Here is an 18947-nt window from a genome sequence, read left to right as displayed (position 1 = left end):
TCCCGAAGCGCCTTGTAACAAGGCCCGGGACAGGTTTCGAACGCTGTCTGTCGTCGCTGTACCGCCATCATCACTGTGAACGAGCCCGAGGAGAAGACGTGGATTCCCGATTGAATGCTTTTCTTGAACGCGCCGAGTCGGTTCTGGCGCGAATCGAACCACTGCTGCCGGCTCCACGCCCGGTCATCGACTGGGGTACTTGCCTGGCCGCACGCTGGCAGCGTGACGGTCGCAGCGGTTATCTGCTGCCGCTGGAAGTCAGCCTCGACATGCGCCTGTCGGACCTGATCGGCGTCGACCGGCAGCTGGAGCAACTGGGCCGCAACACTCAGCAATTTCTCGACGGCATGCCGGCCAACCATGCGCTGCTGTGGGGGTCGCGCGGTACCGGTAAATCGTCGCTGGTGCGCGCGTTGCTGGCTGAACACGCCAAGGCCGGTTTGCGTCTGATCGAAATCGAGCGTGATCACCTGGCGGACCTGCCACGGGTGGTGGAGCAGATCGCCAAGCTGCCGCAACGTTTTGTGCTGTTCTGCGATGACCTGTCGTTCGAGTCCGGCGAAGGCGACTACCGCGTGCTGAAAAGTGTGCTGGACGGCTCGCTCGAACAGGCGCCGGACAACGTGTTGTTGTACGCCACCTCCAACCGCCGCCATCTGGTGCCGGAGAAGGAAAGCGACAACGAAAACTGGAAGCGCGTCGATGGCGAACTGCATCCGAGCGAAGCGGTGGAAGACAAGATCGCGCTGTCGGATCGCTTCGGCCTGTGGCTGTCGTTCTATCCGTTTACCCAGGAACATTTCCTCAACGTCGTCGAACACTGGATCGGCCAGTTGGCCGCCAAGGCCGGCCTGAGCTGGGAACGCGACGAACAACTGGACATCCTCGCCGTGCGCTGGGCAACCGGCCGCGGCAACCGCAACGGACGTTGCGCCTACCAATTCGCCCGTTATTGGGTGGGACTGAAATTGTTGGAGCACAAGGCATGATTGATTTGCAGCAGAGCGGCCAGGGCCTCGAAGGCTATGGCATGTTGGCCGCGCAACTGGAGTCGCTGCTGGCGGACGAGCGCGATTTCATCGCCAACGCCGCGCAGTTTTCGGCGTTCCTGTTCAACCAGCTCGATGACCTGAACTGGGCCGGTTTCTACCTCAATCGCAATGAAGAGCTGGTGCTCGGCCCGTTCCAGGGCCAGATCGCCTGCGTGCGCATTCCGTTCGGTCGGGGCGTTTGCGGCGCGGCGGCTGCCAGCCTGCAGACGCAGCGGGTCGAAGACGTTCATGCGTTCCCCGGCCATATCGCCTGCGACAGCGCGTCGAACAGCGAACTGGTGGTCCCGTTGGTCAAGGACGGTCGCCTGATCGGTGTGCTCGACCTCGACAGCCCGAAGCTCGCGCGTTTTGGTACGGACGATCAGGCCGGTATCGAACAACTGGCGGCGATCTTCCTGCGTCTGACCGATTGCTGATCACGTCGTCAGGCCTGCCTTGAGCAGCACGGCCGCCGGGTCCACGGCATCGATCTGCCGTGGATCGAGAAAACGCGTGGCGTATTGCAGATACACGCCATCGCGAATGAACAGCTCGAACAGCTCGGCATCGATGTGCGCGTCGCGGCACATGGTGGCCATGATCCCCAGTGCTTCGCTCAGGGACTTGGCCTTTTTGTACGGGCGATCGGCGGCGGTCAGGGCTTCGAAAATATCGGCAATCGCCATCATGCGCGCCGGCAGGCTCATGTCTTCGCGCTTCAGGCGCTTGGGATAACCGGTGCCATCCATCTTTTCGTGATGCCCGCCGGCGATTTCCGCGACGCTGTTCAGGTGTCCGGGGAAGGGCAGGTGGCTGAGCATCAGGATCGTCTGCACCATGTGGTGGTTAATGATGTAGCGTTCTTCGCGGGTCAGCGTGCCCCGGGGGATGCTCAGGTTGTACAGCTCGCCGCGATTGTATTTGTACGGTGGCACGTCGAGCTTGAAGCCCCACGGATTGTCCTCTGGGATGAGCTCGCCTTCGGCGCGTTCCAGTAGATGCTCCGGCTTGTCTGCCAGCAACGGTTCGGTGACCGGCAAGGTCGGTGCCGGGGTGCGTGCCTGACGCCGGTTCTCCTCCCATGACAGGCCCAAGCGATCATCCAGCGTGCGCGTCCAGGTGCGTTGCGCGATGCCTTGCAGACGTTGCAGGTCAACCTCGAGCATGGTTTCACTGCCCAGATTGCAGCGGGCGACGAACGCAAAATCATCATCCAGTGCTTTCAGGGTGGCCTCGCGTAGACCGGCCAGTTGCTGTTCTTCACCGCCCAACGCCAGGGCTTGCCAATAGTTGATCCAGGCGTCGCGCTTGAGCACTTCGAAGCGGGTGCGGATTTCGTGAAGGCGATCGTTCAGGGTCTCCAGCTTGGTGGCTTTGTCGACCACGTATTCCGGGGTCGTGACCTTGCCGCAGTCGTGCAGCCATGCAGCGATGTGCAAGGCTTCCCATTCGTCTTCGCTCGGCTGGTAATCGCTGAAGGCCGGGGCCTGACTGGCTGCAGCGGCACGGGCGAGCATCAGGGTCAGTTCCGGCACGCGCTGGCAATGCCCGCCGGTATAAGGACTCTTGGCATCAATGGCGCCGGCCAGCAGTTGAATGAACGCATCCAGCAGTTGTTTCTGTCTGGCTTGCAGGCGTTGACTCTCGATACTCACCGCGGCCGCCCCGGACACCGCTTGCAGAAAGGCGATGCGATCTGGCCGGAGTTTTTCCAGGTCACTCGGCGTGCCGCCATCGTTGATCAACAGCACCAGCAGGCCGACGGTTTCGTTGTGCCGGTTATGCAGACGGATTCCAATCAAATGCACCCTCGGCGAACCCATGGCCAGCAGCACTTTCTGCAGGTCGGTGGCCTGTTCGAAACCCAGGTTGCTCACGACCGTGTCGGCGTTGGCCAGTTGCCGGAACCATTCGGGGCTTTGCGAGGCATCTAGACTGCGGCTTTGCAGATCGAATGTCGCCAACGGTTGAGACGAGTCTGCGACCACCAGGCCGTAGGGCTCCATGCGATTGCCATCGTTTTCACGCAGATAAATCAGCCCCGCCTGGGCCTGGGCGATCTGCACTGTCTCGAACAGTACCCGTTGCAGCAGCGGGTCGAAGCGGGTTTCGGCGGTCAGGCTGTCAGTGATGCGAAAGAAGCTGGCCAGGGTGTCTTTCATGCGAGCCATCGACAGGCTCAACTGGTCAATCTCCAGCACCAGCGATCGGCGGGTCACCGGGAAATTGAAGTCGAAGCTGCGAATTGCATCGGCTTCCTTGACCAAGGCATGCAAGGGCGTCACCAGCACCCGCGAGATCAGCCAGCCCAGCGGCAGACATAGCAGTAAGGTAGCCAGCGTGATGAGCGCTCCTTGCCAGCGCAGGCGATAGGCATCGACCAGCAGTTCGTCTTCGGGCACCAGTAAAGCCATCTGTAAACCTTTCGGTCCGCCTTCCTGCAGCTGGCTGCGGGCGACGATCCATTGTCGGCCGTCTACTTCGAGCCGATTGCCCTGGTGCCCGGACAACAAGGTGTGCAAGGCGGGGCTCAAATCGGCAGCCTTGGCCAGGCGCGCCGTGCGGTCATCGACGATCAGCCGGCGGCTGTCGGGGTAAGCCACGGCGTTGCCGTCGGCGTCGAACAGGACGATTTCCGTGGCCGGTGTCACCACGTGTTTGATCAGGGTCGCGGAGAGTGCATCAAGGGTCAGGTCGGCGCCGATCACGGCGTACTCGCCGCTGCGTCGGGCCAGCGTCGTGCCAACGTTGTGGGTGGAGAAAAAGACGTAGGGTTCGGTGGTGATCTGTTCGGCCTGCTGCCGTGCGTTGATGTACCACGCCCGGCTGCGAGGATCATAAGGATCATCGGGGTGGTCCTGTCGGCCGACCGGGGACAGTGCCTGGTCGAAGAACAGTGATTGTGAATGTGTCTGACCGCTGGCGTCATGTTCGATGCTCCAGACTTGAAACGCTGCTGCGTCCGGTGCCTTGAGCAGGGTTTTCAGCGCTGACGTGCGCAACGGACGAACCATGAAAAAATCGCCATTGCCATAACCCAGATACAGCGAGGCCAGATCCGGGTTGTTCGTCAGGGATTGACTGAACGGCTTGAGCAGCGCCATGCGCGATTCGAGGTTGAAAGATCCGGCGGCGGGGGTCTCTGCCAGCAGGCTCAGCAGGTGCCGGATCGGTGCATAAGTGGCCTGCAGGTCGAGACGTACATCCTGTTCGATCCGGCTGAACAGCTTTTCACTGCTCGACAGAATGATGTGTGTGGTCTGGTGGTAGTTGAACAAGCCCAGCACCACCCCGGTGAGCAACAGCAGAAAGGTGAACATGACGCTGATGTGTACATGTAGCGGAAACCGGCGTCTTTCCGGGCGCAGTGGGCTGGGCATTGCAGACTCTCCGTGTAGGTTAAGCACACTGCTCAGCCTTCAAGCATAGTTAAGCCCCGGCCATTTTGCTTTTGGCGATCCGCGCCAGTTGCTGTTCCAGTGCCTGCTCCAGTTCCAGGATAGCGAGGCGACTGGCCTGGCAATGACGCTCGATTTCTTCCCACGGCAGTGCTTGCAGACAAGCCTGCTCAAGCGCATCGCAGCAGTCGATCAGACGCGAGGCCTGGGCAATGCGTGCGGCACCTTTGATCTTGTGTGCGATGACGGCCAGCGCGGAGGGATCCCGGGTGAGGGACAGTGCTTGTAACTCCTGCCGATCGAGGCGACTGCTGTTGAGCAGTTCTGCCAGCAGTCGGTGGGTTTGCGAGGGGTTGTCACCGGTCAGCTGCGCCAGCCCCTGCAAGTTGAACGCCGGTGCACGAAATAGCGGCTGAACACCGTTGACCCATTGGCTCAGGCTGTTGAGGCTCAGGGGTTTGAACAGGCATTCGTTCATGCCTGCCTGTTTGCAGCGCAGGATCTCTTCCGGCTGGGCATTGGCGGTGAATCCCAGCACTGTGCAGGCCGGGCGACTGGTAAGCTTTTCGTGCTGACGAATCGCCCGGGTCAGCTCATAACCGTTCATGACGGGCATGTTGCAATCGGCGATGACCAGATCGAATTCGCCGTTCTTCCATTGTTCCAGCCCGCGCTGGCCATCTTCGGCGATACAGAATCGATGGCCGAGGTATTCCAGTTGCTGGCACATCAGCAGTCGATTGGCCGGATGGTCATCGACCACCAGAACCGTCAACGGAATCAGGGATGTCTGAATCTGTGGTTCATCTTCAGCTCTCGCCACTTGTGCAGGCAGAATGGTCACCGGTAGCGATACCCGAACCTGGGTGCCAATTCCGGGCAGGCTGCTCAATCGCAGTTTTCCACCCATCATTTCGCACAGGTTGCGGCTGATGACCAGCCCGAGTCCTGCGCCGCTGACGGTTCGTTGCCCATCCTGGCCGGCCTGGGCAAAAGGTTCGAACAACCGCAACTGATCCTGCGTCGTGATCCCGATGCCACTGTCCTGTACGGTCAGCTGCACCATCGAGCCTTCGCTATCATCCGTGGGCAGAACATCCAGTGTGATTCTGACCTGTCCTGCCTCGGTGAACTTGATCGCATTGCTGATCAGGTTCGACAGCACCTGTTTGAAGCGCAGAGGATCGAGTTCCACATCGACATTCAGTTCAGGAGGCGAGACGGACACTGTCAGTGACAGCTGTTTCTGCCGGGCGAGCCCTTCGAAGATTCGCACCACCGAACCCACGGTGTCGATCAGGTTGATTCGCTCGGGATTCAGGCTCAGTCGCCCGGATTCGATGCGGGCAATGTCCAGAATGTCACCGATCAGGCCCAGCAGATCCCTGGCCGAATGGTAGGCCGTTTCGATGCCGGAGCGGTCCGGGTGGGTATGATCCATGCGTTTGAGCGTCAGCTCGAGCATGCCGATCACTGCGTTCATCGGCGTGCGGATCTCGTGACTCATGGTTGCCAGAAACGTACTCTTGGCCCGGTTGGCTTCGTCTGCCCGTTCCTTGGCTGCGCGAAGTTCATCGAGCAGTTCGCGGCGTTCGCTGATGTCGATCCAGCCGCCGATGATCCCCTGGACTTCGCCGCTGGAGTCCCGGTACGGCAGGATCCAGTGATAGATCGTCAGTCGTCGGTTGCCTATATGCAACGGCCGGTCGAGCACCAGTGGTTTGCCTTCGGTCACTACCCGCTGATAGTCGGCCTGATACGCCTGTGCCTCGAAAGCGTTGTTCAGTGCTCCCTGCATGACATCTTTGCCGATGACGTCTTCGCGCCGGGCATTGAAGGCCTGAAGATAACTGTCATTGCAGCTTTGCAGCAGGCCCTGTCGGTCACGCACGTAGATTGGGTGGGGCGTCCCGTTGACCAGTGAACCCATGAACTCCAGTTGGTCGTTCAAGGCCCGTTCGGCCGATTTGCGTTGTTTGATCTGGCGCCGCATGTAGGCATTCCAGAGCAACGACAGCAACAACAGCAGGCAGGCGCCGCCGATCAACTGAAAGAAGAAACGCTGGTATTGATGCCAGGTGCCTTGCGAAATGTTTGAGTAGCCCCGCCAGCGACCATTGATGATGCCCAGTTCTTCGGGTGTGATGCTCATCAGCGTCTTGTCGATGATCGAGCCCAGTTCCGTGTTGTCCCGGGCAGTCGCCAGAGAGAACGCTGCCTGCCGGGTGCCGATGGTGGTGGTGATCTGCAGGGGATGTTCGAAGGTTCGCGAGGCAATGAAGTAGTTTGCGATGACGAGGGAATTCACTGCGCCTTCGACCTGACCTGCGTCGAGCAGCGCCACTGCACTGAAGGTGTCCGGCGTTTCGATCAGATGGATGCGTGGAAACTCGCTGCGCAGGTATTCGATCATCGGATTGCCCTGAGCAATCGCCAGGCGCTTGCGTTTGAGTTGACCCAGGTGAGTAGGGCTGTCGGCGGCTTTTCGGGTCAGCAGTACGTATGAATTTTCCAGGTAGGGACGACTGAACTTCAGGGTTTCCTCGCGCTGGGCAGTAGGGAGCAAGGCTGCGATCAGGTCAGCCTGATGGTGTTCGACCTGCTTGACCATTTCGGCGTCGCTGCGACTGCGACGGATTTCGAAGCGCAGTCCGGTGCGCAGACGGATGAGTTCCAGCAAGTCGGCGCTGATGCCGCGAAAGTTGCCGTCACTGTCAAAAAACGTCAGGGGCGCGAAAGCCTCGTTGACGACCACGCTCAGCACCGGATGTTTTTTCAGCCACTGCTCTTCACGTTTGGTCAGTTGCAGCCTCTGGTCGGTCAGAAGTACGTCGCTGCCCACGCTCCACCGTTTGGCGATATTTTCGCGCTCGCTGCCCGGCACGGCCTTTAGCGCAGTATTGATGATGGCGAGCAGCTGTGGATTGTTGCGATGTACGGCGAAGCTGAAACCGTGAGCCTCATGCTTGCCGAAACTGGCCATGCGGATGTTGTTCAGGTAACCCTTGTTGATCATGTAGTGGGTGGAAATGGTGTCGCCGAGAAACACGTCCGCCTGGTCGAACGCGACTGCGTTGATTGCGTTCTGGTAGGACGGATAAGAGGTGATGAGGGCCTTGGGATACATGGCCTTGACATCATCCAGCGGCAGGTAGTGATACAGCATGCTGAGTCGCAGGCCTGCCAGACCTTCGGTCAGCGTGCGGGTTTCGCCCTCACGTGTCACAAGGACCGGTTGATCGATGGCGTAAGGCCTGGACAGTACTATTTCGGCGTTTCCTGCCTCGAATCCGTTGGCAGTGCCGAGCATGTCGATCTGGCCGTCGATCAATGCCCGTATGGCGACCTCCCGCGTGGCGAAGCGTTTGACCCTGATCGGCAGACCGGTCGCCTGACCAATCAGTACTGCGTAATCCGCCGTGTAGCCTTCGTAGTCTTGTCCGCTGGCCGTCATGTCGAAGGGAGGATAGTCTGGCGCGGAAGTCCCCAGAACCAGCTCATTGCGAGTGTGCAGCCACGCCACTTGCGATGGATCGAACAAGGCCTGCACCGTCGGTTCGGTCGAGCGACCGAGCAGGGTGAAATCTTGCGAGGTGGGTGATGCGGCTGTTGCAGAGGTGCAGAAACCCAGGCATGCACTCAATGCAATCAGGAGACTCACTAAACGGCTGGGCATGTTGGCTCTCACACGAGTGCGTTACGTTTGGCCATTTCGATAAGTTCTACGAGAGACTTGGCCTTCAGTTTTTGCATCAGTCGTTTTTTATAAGTGCTTACTGTTTTGTTGCTGAGAAACATGCCTTTGGCAATTTCCTTGTTTGTGCGGCCTTGGGCGAAAAGTTGCAAAACCATGAGTTCCCGATCATTGACTGATTTGAAAAGTTCCAGCTCGGCATAACGCACGTCATCATGACGAACAGGGTTCAAAGCCTGGCTGGGAAAGTAGTTGTAACCGGAAAGGACCGCTTTGATCGCACTGACCAGTTCACTCAGGTCTTCCTGCTTGCACACATAACCCGATGCACCCGACTGCATACAGCGAATGCCGAACAGGGTCGGGCATTGCGCAGTCAGTACCAGTGTCTTGAATGGCGAGCTCATGGCGTTGAAGCGGGCCAGGACTTCCAGGCCATCGAGCTTGGGAATGCTGATGTCGAGAATGATCAGGTCGGGCATGCATTCGCGAATCATCTGCATGGCATCGACACCGTTATCGGTTTCTCCGACGACTTTATAACCTTCATGCTCCAGCAGCATTCGAACGGCGAGGCGGATGACCGGGTGATCGTCGACAATAAAAACGGAGTTCATAATCAAATCCCATACGAGCGCAAATAAAGGGCGAACCTTAGCTCAGTTGCATGAACACTCGCATGAACCGACAGGGTATTAGCAGCAATCTAGGATAAGTCCTACAAATAAAGAAGAATCAGACTACGTGTTAACTAGGTTTGGCGTAGGTAGGCCCGTGAGATGTTCGATGGCTGGACTTGATGAAGTTTACGGCGCACGGAAAAATTTATCGGGTAAAGGCTTTCAATGATTGTTGTTAGTTGATTTCAGGTTTTATTTTCAGCCCTGCCGACTGCACAGACTTTGGAAGAGGTTCAGTCGTCGGCGCCCGACCGATCCATTGCGGATCGGTCGGGCAGCAGACGTCAATGGCTGGAACGTCCGGTCATTTCCAGCGCCATGTCACTGGCGTAGCTGTCGGTCATGCCGGCGATGAAGTCGATCATGCGCAGGAACGACGCGTGCAAGGGGCCGTGCGGATCCGGTGCGTTGTTGCCCAACAGGTCGAGGATCCGGCGGCTCTTGAAGGACGGCGTGCGGCCGTTGTGCTGTTCCAGGGCGGCACCGCAGAAGGCGTTGAGCAGGATCTCCAGGGTCGTGTAGGCGCCGATCTCATGCAACGTCTTGCGCTTGTCCTGGAAAATTTTCTTGCGGGCGATGTCCTTGGCGTTCAACACGCAACGTTTGGCCGGACCGTGCATGTGTTCCACCAGATCCCCCGGCAGCGTACCGGCCAGCAGTGCGTCCTGTTGTTCGACGAAAGCCCGGGCGGCGGCGTTGGTCAGGTGCTCAATGGCTTTGCCGCGCAGGATCGCCAGTTTGCGCCGGCGCGAATCCTGCGGGCCGAGCTGGCGATAGGTTTCCGGCAGGTCATCGCCCACCAGACCGAGCAGCAGAGACTCGACTTCGGCGTAATCGAGCAGCTCCATTTCCAGGCCATCCTCCAGATCGATCAAGGCGTAACAGATGTCGTCCGCCGCCTCCATCAGATACACCAGCGGATGGCGCGCCCAGCGCTGTTCTTCGAGTTGCGGCAGACCCAGCTTGTGGGCGATCTGCTCCAGTAACGGCAGCTCGCTCTGGTAGCAGCCGAACTTGTGCTTCTTGTAACCGAGGGAGTCGGCGTGACGGGCTGTCCAAGGGTATTTCAGATAGGTCCCGAGTGTGGCGTAGGTCAGCCGGGTACCGCCGTCGAACTGGTGATACTCCAATTGCGTCAGCACCCGGAAACCCTGGGCATTGCCTTCGAAGTTCAGGAAGTCGCCGCGCTCGGCGTCGCTCATCGCGTCCAGCCAGCCACGCCCCGCAGCCTGCTGAAACCAGTGACGGATCGCGTCTTCGCCGGAGTGGCCGAACGGCGGGTTGCCGATGTCGTGCGCCAGACAGGCCGACTGGACCACCATGCCCAGATCGCTCGGCTCGCACCATTCGGGCAGGGCGGAGCGCAGGGTTTCGCCGACGCGCATGCCCAGCGAGCGGCCGACGCAACTGACTTCCAGCGAATGGGTCAGGCGTGTGTGAATGTGGTCGTTGCTCGACACCGGATGCACCTGGGTCTTGCGCCCCAGACGGCGGAAGGCGCCGGAGAAGATGATACGGTCATGGTCTTTATGGAACGGGCTGCGGCCAAGTTCCTGCGGGCTGTGCAACGGTTTGCCGAGACGTTCGCGGTTGAGCAGGGTATGCCAATCCAAGGCTGATTCTCTCCGTCTGGTGACTGATTCCCTAGCTTCCCGGTTCAGGCTGGCATCTGCAAGCGCAACTACAGCCCCGCCGCATCGATGTCGATCAACAGCAGGCGCTCGCCGTTATCGAAAAACTGTCCGGCGGTCAGGCAATACTGGTTGCTGGTGGCGTCGCGGTAGGTGTTGGAAAGGGTCAGGCGCCGTTCCTCCCAGCCTTCGGCCAGCAGGTGATAGAAGTAGGGGCGCCACGACCAGTTGTGACCCAGATATCGATTGTCGGCGACCCAGCCGCTGGGGCGCCACTCCAGGTTTGGCGTCAGTTGGGTGCCGTGGCGGTCACATTGATAAAAACGCAGCAGCCAGGGGAAGGCGTCGAGCTGTGGCAGGGCGCTGAGCGGAGCGCGGGCCTGGGCCCAGGTTTGGAGGATGGTCATGAGTTCGCTGAGCTGCTGGCGCATGAACATCAGCTTGCTGCGCTCGGCCAGCTTCTGACGCACGTAAGACTGGCGCAGCTCGGCAAAGCGCTCCACGAAGTCATTCGTACCGAAAAGCGCCTCCTGCGCCCGGGCGAACAGAAAACCCTGCACGTAGCGCGATCCGCATTCCAGCGCGAAATTCAGTTGCGCCGCAGTTTCCACGCCTTCGGCAATGATCCAGCAGCCGGTTTTTTCGGCCATTTGCGCGAGGGCCTTGACCACGTCACTGCTCGGCCCGCCCAGTGCGGCCGCCTGGAACAGACGCATGTCGAGTTTGAGAATGTCCGGTTGCAACGCCAGCACGCGATCGAGCTGCGAATAACCGGCGCCGAAATCGTCGATAGCGATCCGGGCGCCGGCATCGCGGTAGCGCGCCACGACTTCGGTCAGGCGCTGGCTGTTACCGCCCAGTTCAGTGATCTCGAAAACAATCCGTTGCGGGTCGATACCGTGCCGCGCGAGTTGCTTCAGGCTGGGCAGTGCCTGATCGGCACGCAAGCGGCTGATCCAGCGCGGTGACATGTTCAGGCTGAGAAACCAGTCCGGCGGGGCTTCGTGCAGTCGACTCAGCGCATTGTCGCGGATCTGCCGGTCCATTCGGCGCAGCGCGATGGCCGGGGTGCGCGGGTCGGCGAACAGCGGTCCGACCGACGCCAGTTGGCCATCGGCCTGGCGCAGACGGCCCAGTGCCTCGACCCCGGCAATGCGTCCGGTGGCGGTATCGATGAAAGGTTGAAAGCAGGCGAGCGGTTGCCCGTCGATCACGGGGCCTCCTTGTCGTTCTTGTTCTGGTCGAATTCTGCCGGCCGGACAGGCAAGCGGGATTGAACCTCCGGATAAGAGATTCAATCCCCCCGGTGTTGCAAGAATGCAGCCAGATGCGTGGGGATCAGCGCTTGCTCGAACTCTGCATGACCAGCTTGATCAGCGGAGCGAGGCCGGTGCCCAGGCGGATCAGTCGGGTCAAACCGCCGACGCCACCGCTCTTGGCCCCTTTACCCGTGATGAAACCCAGTAGCGTCACAGCCGCCACGCCCCACAACGGCGCGTGCTTGATGCCGAAACCACCCTGCAGGTTTTGCGTCATGCCACGCATGCGTTGCAGTGGTTGCAGGACCTGGCCGGTTTCATGGCGGATTTCCTGACGATGCATTTCCATGCGCAGGCGGATCAGTGCCTTGCGCATTTCCCGGCGTGAGCTGTTGTGCGGAAGTTCAGGCAGGCTCATGGCAGCAGGCGCTCCCGATCATTGGCCAGTTCTTCCAGCGTGCCGTGGAAGGGCGAGGATTCATCGAAGATCGCGGCTTTGAGACGCAGCGCGCAAAAAATTGCCGCCAGGGTGTAGAACACGCACAGACCAATGATTGCGGCGAGGCGATAGGTGTCCCAGAACACGATCAGTACGAGGGTCGACAGGCCGACCAGCAACAGCAGCGCAAACACCAGCGCCAGGCCGGCGAACAGCAACAGGCTGACGGTGCGTGCTTTCTGTTCCTGCAGTTCGATGCCGAACAGTTCGACGTGGCTGTGCAGCAGGCCGAGAACGGCAGCACCCAGACGACGCGTGGAGGAGGCGGTGCCCGAGTTCGGGCCGGATTCACCGATCGACATGATCAGCGCCGCGTGGCCAGCAGGCCAATCAGAAAGCCGACGCCGGCGGCGATGCCCACCGATTGCCACGGGTTGGCCGACACATATTCCTCGGTGGCGGTGACCGCCGCCTGACCGCGCTCGCGCAGGGTGTCTTCGGTCAGCTTCAGGGTTTCCCGCGCGCGCAGCAGGCTTTCGTGGATCTGTTCGCGCAACTCATCGGCCTGATCACCGGCCAGCGTGGCGGTGTGCTCCAGCAAGCGTTCAGTGTCGCTGACCAGGGTCTGGAAGTCGTTCATCAGGATTTCTTGAGCAGTCTTTGCCTTGATGCTGGCCATGGGGGATCTCCGTAAGTGGCGTTCTGAAGCGGTGTTCTGAAGCGTTCGAGTATGAGCCAAGAGTGAAGGTTCAGTACAAATGACTGGTACAAACTTTGCTGTGTCGTGGTGCGTCGATCGGTGGCAGTGCGCTGTTGCCGGGCGTGAAACCGGGCAAACCTTGGCCCGGATGATGAAGGTTCATGTCAGCCCATCGACCTTGTGCGCCAAAGCGGTTCACCGACCTGCCGGATCAGTGACTGCGTGGTCGCAACTTGGTGCATGAAATGTGCGCATGAACCGCTTTGGTGCCTTTTTCAGCCTCGGGTCTGCCTCCTCATGGAAAATCTGCAAAGCGCTGTGGACACGCTGGTCCACAGTTCCAACACGTTGTTCATTCTGATCGGTGCGGTCATGGTGCTGGCCATGCACGCCGGTTTCGCGTTTCTGGAGGTCGGAACGGTTCGCCAGAAAAACCAGGTCAATGCACTGTCGAAGATTCTCAGCGACTTCGCGGTGTCGACCCTGGCCTATTTCTTTATAGGCTACTGGCTCTCGTACGGGGTGACCTTCCTGCAACCGGCGGCGGTGCTCAATGCCGATCATGGTTATGGACTGGTGAAGTTTTTCTTCTTGCTGACCTTTGCTGCGGCGATCCCGGCGATCATCTCCGGCGGCATCGCCGAGCGGGCGCGCTTTGTCCCGCAATTGTGCGCCACGGCGCTGATCGTTGCGTTCATCTACCCGTTTTTCGAAGGCATGATCTGGAACGGCAACTACGGTGTGCAAGCCTGGCTGACCGCACAGTTCGGCGCTGCTTTCCATGATTTTGCGGGTTCGGTGGTGGTGCATGCCATGGGCGGCTGGCTGGCGTTGGCGGCAGTGCTGCTGCTCGGGCCGCGCAACGGACGCTATCGCGATGGCAAGCTGGTGGCGTTCGCGCCGTCGAGCATTCCGTTTCTGGCATTGGGGTCGTGGATTCTGATCGTCGGCTGGTTTGGCTTCAACGTGATGAGCGCGCAAACCCTGCAAGGGGTCAGCGGGCTGGTGGCGGTCAACTCGCTGATGGCCATGGTGGGCGGAACGGTGGCGGCGTTGATCGTCGGTCGCAACGACCCTGGCTTCCTGCACAACGGCCCGTTGGCGGGGTTGGTGGCGGTGTGCGCCGGTTCCGACCTGATGCATCCGGTCGGTGCGCTGGTAACCGGCGCGATTGCCGGTGCCCTGTTTGTCTGGTGTTTCACAGCGGCGCAGGTCAAATGGCGCATCGACGACGTGCTGGGTGTCTGGCCGTTGCACGGTCTGTGTGGCGTGTGGGGCGGCATTGCCTGCGGGATCTTCGGGTCGACCGCGTTGGGCGGGCTCGGCGGCGTCAGCCTGATCAGCCAAATGATCGGCACCGCCCTTGGTGTGGCGGTGGCGCTTATCGGCGGTTTCGCCGTCTATGGTTCGATCAAGGCACTGCATGGTCTGCGCCTGAGCCAGGAACAGGAGTACTACGGCGCCGACCTGTCGCTGCACAAGATCGGCGCGGTGAGCCAGGACTAGGTCTCCTCATCGTCGGCTCCGGGGTAAAAACCGTGAAGCAGGCGATAACGATCGATACGCACCTGATCGACTTTCTCCTGCACCCGGTGCGCGGGGAACCCCAGCAGGATCAGGGCATGGGAACCGAGCATCAGGCTCGACTCCAGCAGTTCCGGCACCACTTCACTGGCGCCGGCTGCTTTCAGCTCGGCCGACTGGCTGTCGTCCCGGGTGCGCACCAGGATCGGCACTGTCGGGTTGAGGCGTCTTGCCTCCTTGAGAACCCGCAGAGCCACGTCGGCTTGATCCACAGCAATCACCAGCAACCTGGCGCGCAGCAAACCGACGGCGGTCAACAGATCGCCGCGGGTTGAATCGCCGTAGTGGACGTCGCGCTCGGCGTTGGCGGCTTCCTGGATCCGCACCGGATCGTTGTCCAGCGCGACGTAGGTTTGCCCGGCATTGCGCATGAAACGCCCGATCGACTGACCGACACGGCCGTAGCCACAAATCACCACATGCCCGTCGAACCCCGCATTGAGGGCGCTGATTTCCTCGATCTGCGCTTCCTGGTTGGGTTTGCGGTGCAGGGCGGCGGCGATGCGCGGTGCGGCGCGTAACAGCAGGGGCGTCAGCAGCATCGAGCAGAAGGTGGCGGCGAGCAGCAGCGCACCGAGTTCGGCGGGGAGCAACCGGGTTTGCTGCATCTGTGCCATCAGGGCGAAGCAGAATTCACCGCCCTGGGCGAGGGCGAGGCCGCTGCGCCAGGCCGTTTCACTGTCGCTGCCGCGCCATTTCACCAGCAGCGCCACCACCAGGCCTTTGATCACCAGTAAACCCAGGGTCATCCCGATAATCAGCAGGCTGTGGCTGGCGAACAGTTGCAGGTCGATCAGCATGCCGATGCTGACGAAAAACAATCCCAGCAGAATGTCGCGAAACGGCCGGATATCGGCCTCGATCTGATGTCGGTAATGGCTCTCGCCCAGCAGCATGCCCGCGAGGAACGCGCCGAGGGCCGGGGACAGGCCCAGCAGGTGGGTCAGCCAGGCCGTCAGCAGCACAATTACCAGTGCCAGCAGTACGAACAGCTCCGCCGAGCGGGACGCCGCGACTTCCTGAAACAGGCGGGGAAGCAGCCAGCGGCTGGCCAGCAACAAACCGAAAAACAGCAACACGGTCTTCAGCAAAGTCAGGGGCAACGCCCAGTACCAGGCCTGATCACTGCTGCCGGCGAACACCGGCACCAGCGTCAGCAGCAATACGGCCACCACGTCCTGGAACAACAGGACTCCTACCGCGTTCTGGCCATGGCTGCTGAAGATTTCGCCGAGGCTGCTCAGTTCCTTGGTCACAATTGCCGTGGATGACAACGACAGGCCGGCGCCCAGCAGCAAGGCCGGTGTGGCGGGCATGCCCAGGAGCATCAGCACGCTTCCCAGCAGCAGTGTAGTGATCAGCACCTGCTGGCTGCCCAGTCGGAAAACCACCTGGCGCAGGGCAATCATTTTCGACAGGGAGAATTCCAGCCCCAGGGAAAACAGCAGAAACACCACCCCCAGTTCGGCAAGATCCGGCAAGTGTTCGCTTTCATTGATCCAGTCGAACGCCTTCGGCCCGACCATCAATCCCACGCACAGGTAGCCCAGCACAGGTGGCAGGCGCAGGCGACGGAACAGGGCAATCATCACCAGGGACGACGCCAGAATGATCAGCAGATTGGCAAACACAAGACACTCCGGAACAGGTCAGGCTCTTCAAGCGTAGAGGTAAAAAACACCGGAGCATCGCGTAAATGGCGATTTTGTGGGCTGATTTACATCAGGGTTTTGCGAAGAGCGGATTTGTGCCCGGTGGGCAGGTCGACGGGCCTTGCGAGCAGGCCTAGAATGAGCACTCGTTTTCTGGGGTTGAGCGCACATGCTTCCTGAATGCCAGTTGTTCGGCACCCTGGGGTGCCATTTGTGTGCAGTCGCCGAGGCTGAACTGATGCCTTTTGTCGAGCATGGCCTGCTGGTGGAACTGGTGGATATTGCTGACGATGAGTCGTGGTTCGAGGCTTACAGCCTGCGGATCCCGGTCTTGCGCAGGGTCGATACCGGCGCGGAACTGGGGTGGCCGTTCAGTGCCGATCAGGTGGTGGCATTCCTGCTTTAATGGTCTTTTCCCTTCTGCGCTGATGGCGCTCGTCACCTTCGCTCAATCACGACTTGGCACTTTTCGGGTTATTCGGTTACTGTATGCGCATACAGTAATTGAGTTGGCCTGCCATGCCGTTTTCGGGCATTCGCCAGGGCAAGCCGGATGTCAGAGGGAGTCACCGTGGTCAATGTCGAACAGTTGAAAAGCAGCGTGAACGGGATGTCGGTTGACGTGGTGCGCGAGGCCGTCCACGAATTGCGCCTGGACGGTCTGGTCACGGAAGGCAAGACTCCCTTCAACAAGCTGCATTTCAATACGTGCTTTGCCGAGATCGAGGCCTTGTTTCAGCGCGCCGGTTATCACAAGCAACTGGATGTGGTCGGTTATCAGGGACTGTTGTACGCCTTGTACGACCCAGGCCGCTGGGAGGCCGTCGATGTTCTGCGCTGGCTCAAGGAATTCACCGAGGCGGCGGCGCTCAAATCGATCCCCGCCTGATTCTGCGCTAGGCCTGCTGCGCCCGGTGTTGGATAATGCCGCTCTGCTTTGAAGGTTCGAGTTCTCTGTATGTCCAGCACACCCACGTTTTCCGCCGCACTGAATCAGGCCAGCACGCTGTATCTGCCCCCCGGCAACTGGCGGACAGTGCTCGACTGCCTGTGTGAGCATTTCAGTGCCATCGGGCGCGATCAATGGCTGGATCGGATTGCCCGGGGCCGGGTGCTGGATGGTCAGGGGCGGCCGATCGCGCTGGATTTGCCCTACAGGGAAGGGCTGCGCATTCACTACTTTCGTGAAGTGCCGGATGAAAAACCGATTCCGGTAGTTGAGTCGATTCTGTATGCGGACGATCATCTGGTGGTGGCCGACAAGCCGCATTTCCTTCCGGTGACCCCGGCAGGCGAGTACGTCGAACATACGCTGCTTCGCCGATTGATCCGGCGCCTGAACAATCCCCATCTGGTGCCGCTGCATCGGATTGACCGGCACACGGCCGGGCTGGTGATTTTTTCGGCCAACCCACAGACGCGTTCGGCGTATCAGTCACTGTTCCCGACTCGGCAGATCGAAAAACGCTATGAAGCCATTGCGGCCGCGTTACCTGGGCTGGACTTTCCGTTGGTACACAAAAGTCGTCTCGTCGATGGCGAACCTTTCTTCCGCATGAAGGAGGGGGCGGGTGCAAGTAACACCGAAACGGCGGTGGAGGTGCGTGAAAGGAATGGTGATCTCTGGCGCTACGGCCTGTATCCGGTGACCGGCAAGAAGCATCAGCTGCGAGTACACATGACGGCGCTGGGGGCGAGCATCTGCAATGATCCGTTTTATCCCGAAGTGCTCAAAGACGTTGAGGATGACTACGCCAATCCGCTGAAACTTCTGGCGCAAGGCCTGCGATTCATTGATCCGGTTATGGGGCAGCCCCGCGAGTTCGAGAGCCGCATCACGCTGGACTGGTGATCCCGCTATCGATTGTTTTCGGTCAGACACGAAAAAGCCCGCATATTGCGGGCTTTTCTGTATCGGGTGTCGAACTGAAGAATTAAAGCTCTTTGACAGTACGAACCTGATCCTTGTTGATGCGAGTGTGCTTGCCGTCCAGTTGTTCGAACTCGTAGAAGCCCGAATCTTCATCATATTTAGGGGCGTCGACAGCCTGGATTTCGCGACCGTCATTCAAGGTGATCACTGTTGGCGAGGCGCAACCGGCGAGGGTGGCGAGGCCCAGTGCGAGCATGAAAGTGGCGAGGGTCCGTTGAGTCATGAGTGTGTCTCCGAAGGGAAATTCTTTTGGTTACTGAGCTTGAGACGTATACAAGGCGTGCAAGTTCCTTGAGTGCTGTCAGTCTGACACAGTGTTGTGCGAACTCAACAGTTCAGGGGTGTTGAGATTGGCCAGGCGTGGGTCGTTGTCAGGGCAAACCAGGGCCTGGGCATCAAGATTGCGCATGACCCGGCCGGGGCTGCGTTCTCCAGCGTTCCAGGCGTTTTCGAAGGCGGGCAGGAGTGCCACGGGGATTACGCAAAGCAGCGGTTCCCAGTGATCGTCATGGCGCAACATTAAAGGTTTTTCAGAATTCAGATTGGCCGCTTCACGCATGCTGTGCAGCAACGCTAGGTCGATGCGCGGGACATCGCAGGGCAGTACCAGCAGGTGGGTATGGCGCGCGGCTTTCAAGCCGGCACGAATGCCGGCCAACGGACCGGGAAAATCTTCCTCGTCATCGCCTACCAACTGGTCGGCAAATGGCGCATAGCGTTCACGATTGCGGTTGCAGGAGATGATCAGATCATCGGTCAACGACCGAACTTTACGATGAAGATGCGCGATCAACGGTTCACCGTGCCATTCCACGAGCCCCTTGTCCTTGCCGCCCATGCGCTGGCCGCGCCCACCTGCCAGTAACAGAATGGAGCAAGGTGGTAATGGCGTGTTCGAGGTCATGGCAACTCTCCGCAGGGGCGGCGAAAAAAGGGGGCGCTGTGA

17 protein-coding genes are annotated in these 18947 nt (G+C 59.9%); 6 read left to right on the top strand and 11 right to left on the bottom strand.

The window, feature by feature from the left end:
* The first annotated feature begins 98 nt into the window (after positions 1 to 98).
* Positions 99 to 989, top strand: a complete 891-nt coding sequence (locus K3819_RS20550) for an ATP-binding protein (protein WP_007955716.1) — start codon at positions 99 to 101, stop codon at positions 987 to 989.
* Entirely contained in the window at positions 986 to 1468 is a 483-nt protein-coding gene (locus tag K3819_RS20545) for a GAF domain-containing protein (RefSeq protein WP_039770434.1), read from the top strand. The genes K3819_RS20550 and K3819_RS20545 overlap by 4 nt, the downstream gene beginning before the upstream one ends.
* Here the strand turns inward: K3819_RS20545 and K3819_RS20540 are convergent, their stop codons facing one another.
* The 8 genes from K3819_RS20540 to K3819_RS20505 form a co-directional block, all read right to left on the bottom strand.
* The gene (locus K3819_RS20540) at positions 1469 to 4411 is read right to left on the bottom strand and encodes an HD domain-containing phosphohydrolase (RefSeq protein WP_221397854.1); all 2943 of its coding nucleotides are present in this window, start codon (positions 4409 to 4411) and stop codon (positions 1469 to 1471) included.
* A gap of 49 nt (positions 4412 to 4460) precedes the next feature.
* Complete coding sequence (locus K3819_RS20535; RefSeq protein WP_085612221.1) at positions 4461 to 8105, bottom strand: transporter substrate-binding domain-containing protein; 3645 nt, start codon at positions 8103 to 8105, stop codon at positions 4461 to 4463.
* An 8-nt stretch (positions 8106 to 8113) separates the two neighbouring features.
* Positions 8114 to 8740, bottom strand: a complete 627-nt coding sequence (locus K3819_RS20530) for a response regulator transcription factor (protein ID WP_039770429.1) — start codon at positions 8738 to 8740, stop codon at positions 8114 to 8116.
* Positions 8741 to 9087: 347 nt separating this feature from the next.
* Complete coding sequence (locus K3819_RS20525) at positions 9088 to 10416, bottom strand: deoxyguanosinetriphosphate triphosphohydrolase (protein WP_085612222.1); 1329 nt, start codon at positions 10414 to 10416, stop codon at positions 9088 to 9090.
* A gap of 68 nt (positions 10417 to 10484) precedes the next feature.
* Positions 10485 to 11648 (bottom strand): EAL domain-containing protein, encoded by a 1164-nt coding sequence (locus K3819_RS20520; RefSeq protein WP_039770425.1) that lies wholly within the window; start codon positions 11646 to 11648, stop codon positions 10485 to 10487.
* A gap of 124 nt (positions 11649 to 11772) precedes the next feature.
* Complete coding sequence (locus tag K3819_RS20515) at positions 11773 to 12111, bottom strand: hypothetical protein (RefSeq protein WP_221397853.1); 339 nt, start codon at positions 12109 to 12111, stop codon at positions 11773 to 11775.
* Entirely contained in the window at positions 12108 to 12494 is a 387-nt protein-coding gene (locus K3819_RS20510) for a phage holin family protein (RefSeq protein WP_011335280.1), read from the bottom strand. Before K3819_RS20510 ends, K3819_RS20515 begins: the two co-directional genes overlap by 4 nt.
* Before the next feature lie 2 nt (positions 12495 to 12496).
* Positions 12497 to 12811 carry a YqjD family protein gene (locus tag K3819_RS20505; RefSeq protein WP_007955729.1) on the bottom strand — a complete coding sequence of 105 codons (315 nt, stop codon included), beginning with the start codon at positions 12809 to 12811 and terminating at the stop codon, positions 12497 to 12499.
* Positions 12812 to 13129: 318 nt separating this feature from the next.
* Here K3819_RS20505 and K3819_RS20500 point away from each other — a divergent pair, with 318 nt between their 5' ends.
* Positions 13130 to 14338: an ammonium transporter gene (locus K3819_RS20500; protein ID WP_221397852.1), complete on the top strand. Its 1209-nt coding sequence runs from the start codon at positions 13130 to 13132 to the stop codon at positions 14336 to 14338.
* On the opposite strand, the gene K3819_RS20495 is transcribed toward K3819_RS20500, so the two are convergent.
* Positions 14335 to 16047 carry a monovalent cation:proton antiporter-2 (CPA2) family protein gene (locus K3819_RS20495; protein WP_221397851.1) on the bottom strand — a complete coding sequence of 571 codons (1713 nt, stop codon included), beginning with the start codon at positions 16045 to 16047 and terminating at the stop codon, positions 14335 to 14337. The genes K3819_RS20500 and K3819_RS20495 overlap by 4 nt on opposite strands.
* A 190-nt stretch (positions 16048 to 16237) precedes the next feature.
* Here K3819_RS20495 and K3819_RS20490 point away from each other — a divergent pair, with 190 nt between their 5' ends.
* The 3 genes from K3819_RS20490 (at position 16238) to K3819_RS20480 (ending at position 17920) form a co-directional block, all read left to right on the top strand.
* Positions 16238 to 16474, top strand: coding sequence for a glutaredoxin family protein (locus K3819_RS20490; protein ID WP_064598283.1), 237 nt, complete (start codon positions 16238 to 16240; stop codon positions 16472 to 16474).
* A 165-nt stretch (positions 16475 to 16639) separates the two neighbouring features.
* A complete protein-coding gene (locus K3819_RS20485) occupies positions 16640 to 16957 on the top strand; it encodes a hypothetical protein (RefSeq protein ID WP_064598282.1) in 318 nt (105 codons plus the stop codon).
* A gap of 69 nt (positions 16958 to 17026) precedes the next feature.
* Positions 17027 to 17920, top strand: coding sequence for a pseudouridine synthase (locus tag K3819_RS20480; RefSeq protein WP_221397850.1), 894 nt, complete (start codon positions 17027 to 17029; stop codon positions 17918 to 17920).
* 82 nt (positions 17921 to 18002) lie between these two features.
* Here K3819_RS20480 and K3819_RS20475 read toward each other — a convergent pair whose 3' ends face one another.
* Together K3819_RS20475 and mobA are read right to left on the bottom strand one after the other, a co-directional pair.
* On the bottom strand, positions 18003 to 18224 hold the full coding sequence (locus K3819_RS20475; RefSeq protein ID WP_039770418.1) for a YgdI/YgdR family lipoprotein: 222 nt from the start codon (positions 18222 to 18224) through the stop codon (positions 18003 to 18005).
* Positions 18225 to 18302: 78 nt separating this feature from the next.
* Positions 18303 to 18905: a molybdenum cofactor guanylyltransferase MobA gene (mobA, locus tag K3819_RS20470; protein WP_210709591.1), complete on the bottom strand. Its 603-nt coding sequence runs from the start codon at positions 18903 to 18905 to the stop codon at positions 18303 to 18305.
* Positions 18906 to 18947: the final 42 nt, after the last annotated feature.

The sequence above is a fragment of the Pseudomonas sp. 3-2 genome, from assembly GCF_019710535.1.
In the GTDB taxonomy this organism is placed as follows: Bacteria; Pseudomonadota; Gammaproteobacteria; order Pseudomonadales; family Pseudomonadaceae; genus Aquipseudomonas; species Aquipseudomonas pharyngis.
The sequence above is the reverse complement of the archived record's forward strand: the minus strand, read 5'-3'. Positions and strand labels throughout refer to the sequence as shown.

What these genes read in the sequence shown, in the direction of transcription:
- mobA (WP_210709591.1), bottom strand. Translation starts at nt 18,905, where the DNA reads ATGACCTCGAACACGCCATTACCACCTTGCTCCATTCTGTTACTGGCA.
- K3819_RS20530 (WP_039770429.1), bottom strand. Translation starts at nt 8,740, where the DNA reads ATGAACTCCGTTTTTATTGTCGACGATCACCCGGTCATCCGCCTCGCC.
- K3819_RS20475 (WP_039770418.1), bottom strand. Translation starts at nt 18,224, where the DNA reads ATGACTCAACGGACCCTCGCCACTTTCATGCTCGCACTGGGCCTCGCC.
- K3819_RS20510 (WP_011335280.1), bottom strand. Translation starts at nt 12,494, where the DNA reads ATGTCGATCGGTGAATCCGGCCCGAACTCGGGCACCGCCTCCTCCACG.
- K3819_RS20540 (WP_221397854.1), bottom strand. Translation starts at nt 4,411, where the DNA reads ATGCCCAGCCCACTGCGCCCGGAAAGACGCCGGTTTCCGCTACATGTA.
- K3819_RS20545 (WP_039770434.1), top strand. Translation starts at nt 986, where the DNA reads ATGATTGATTTGCAGCAGAGCGGCCAGGGCCTCGAAGGCTATGGCATG.
- K3819_RS20535 (WP_085612221.1), bottom strand. Translation starts at nt 8,105, where the DNA reads ATGCCCAGCCGTTTAGTGAGTCTCCTGATTGCATTGAGTGCATGCCTG.
- K3819_RS20505 (WP_007955729.1), bottom strand. Translation starts at nt 12,811, where the DNA reads ATGGCCAGCATCAAGGCAAAGACTGCTCAAGAAATCCTGATGAACGAC.
- K3819_RS20490 (WP_064598283.1), top strand. Translation starts at nt 16,238, where the DNA reads ATGCTTCCTGAATGCCAGTTGTTCGGCACCCTGGGGTGCCATTTGTGT.
- K3819_RS20515 (WP_221397853.1), bottom strand. Translation starts at nt 12,111, where the DNA reads ATGAGCCTGCCTGAACTTCCGCACAACAGCTCACGCCGGGAAATGCGC.
- K3819_RS20480 (WP_221397850.1), top strand. Translation starts at nt 17,027, where the DNA reads ATGTCCAGCACACCCACGTTTTCCGCCGCACTGAATCAGGCCAGCACG.
- K3819_RS20500 (WP_221397852.1), top strand. Translation starts at nt 13,130, where the DNA reads ATGGAAAATCTGCAAAGCGCTGTGGACACGCTGGTCCACAGTTCCAAC.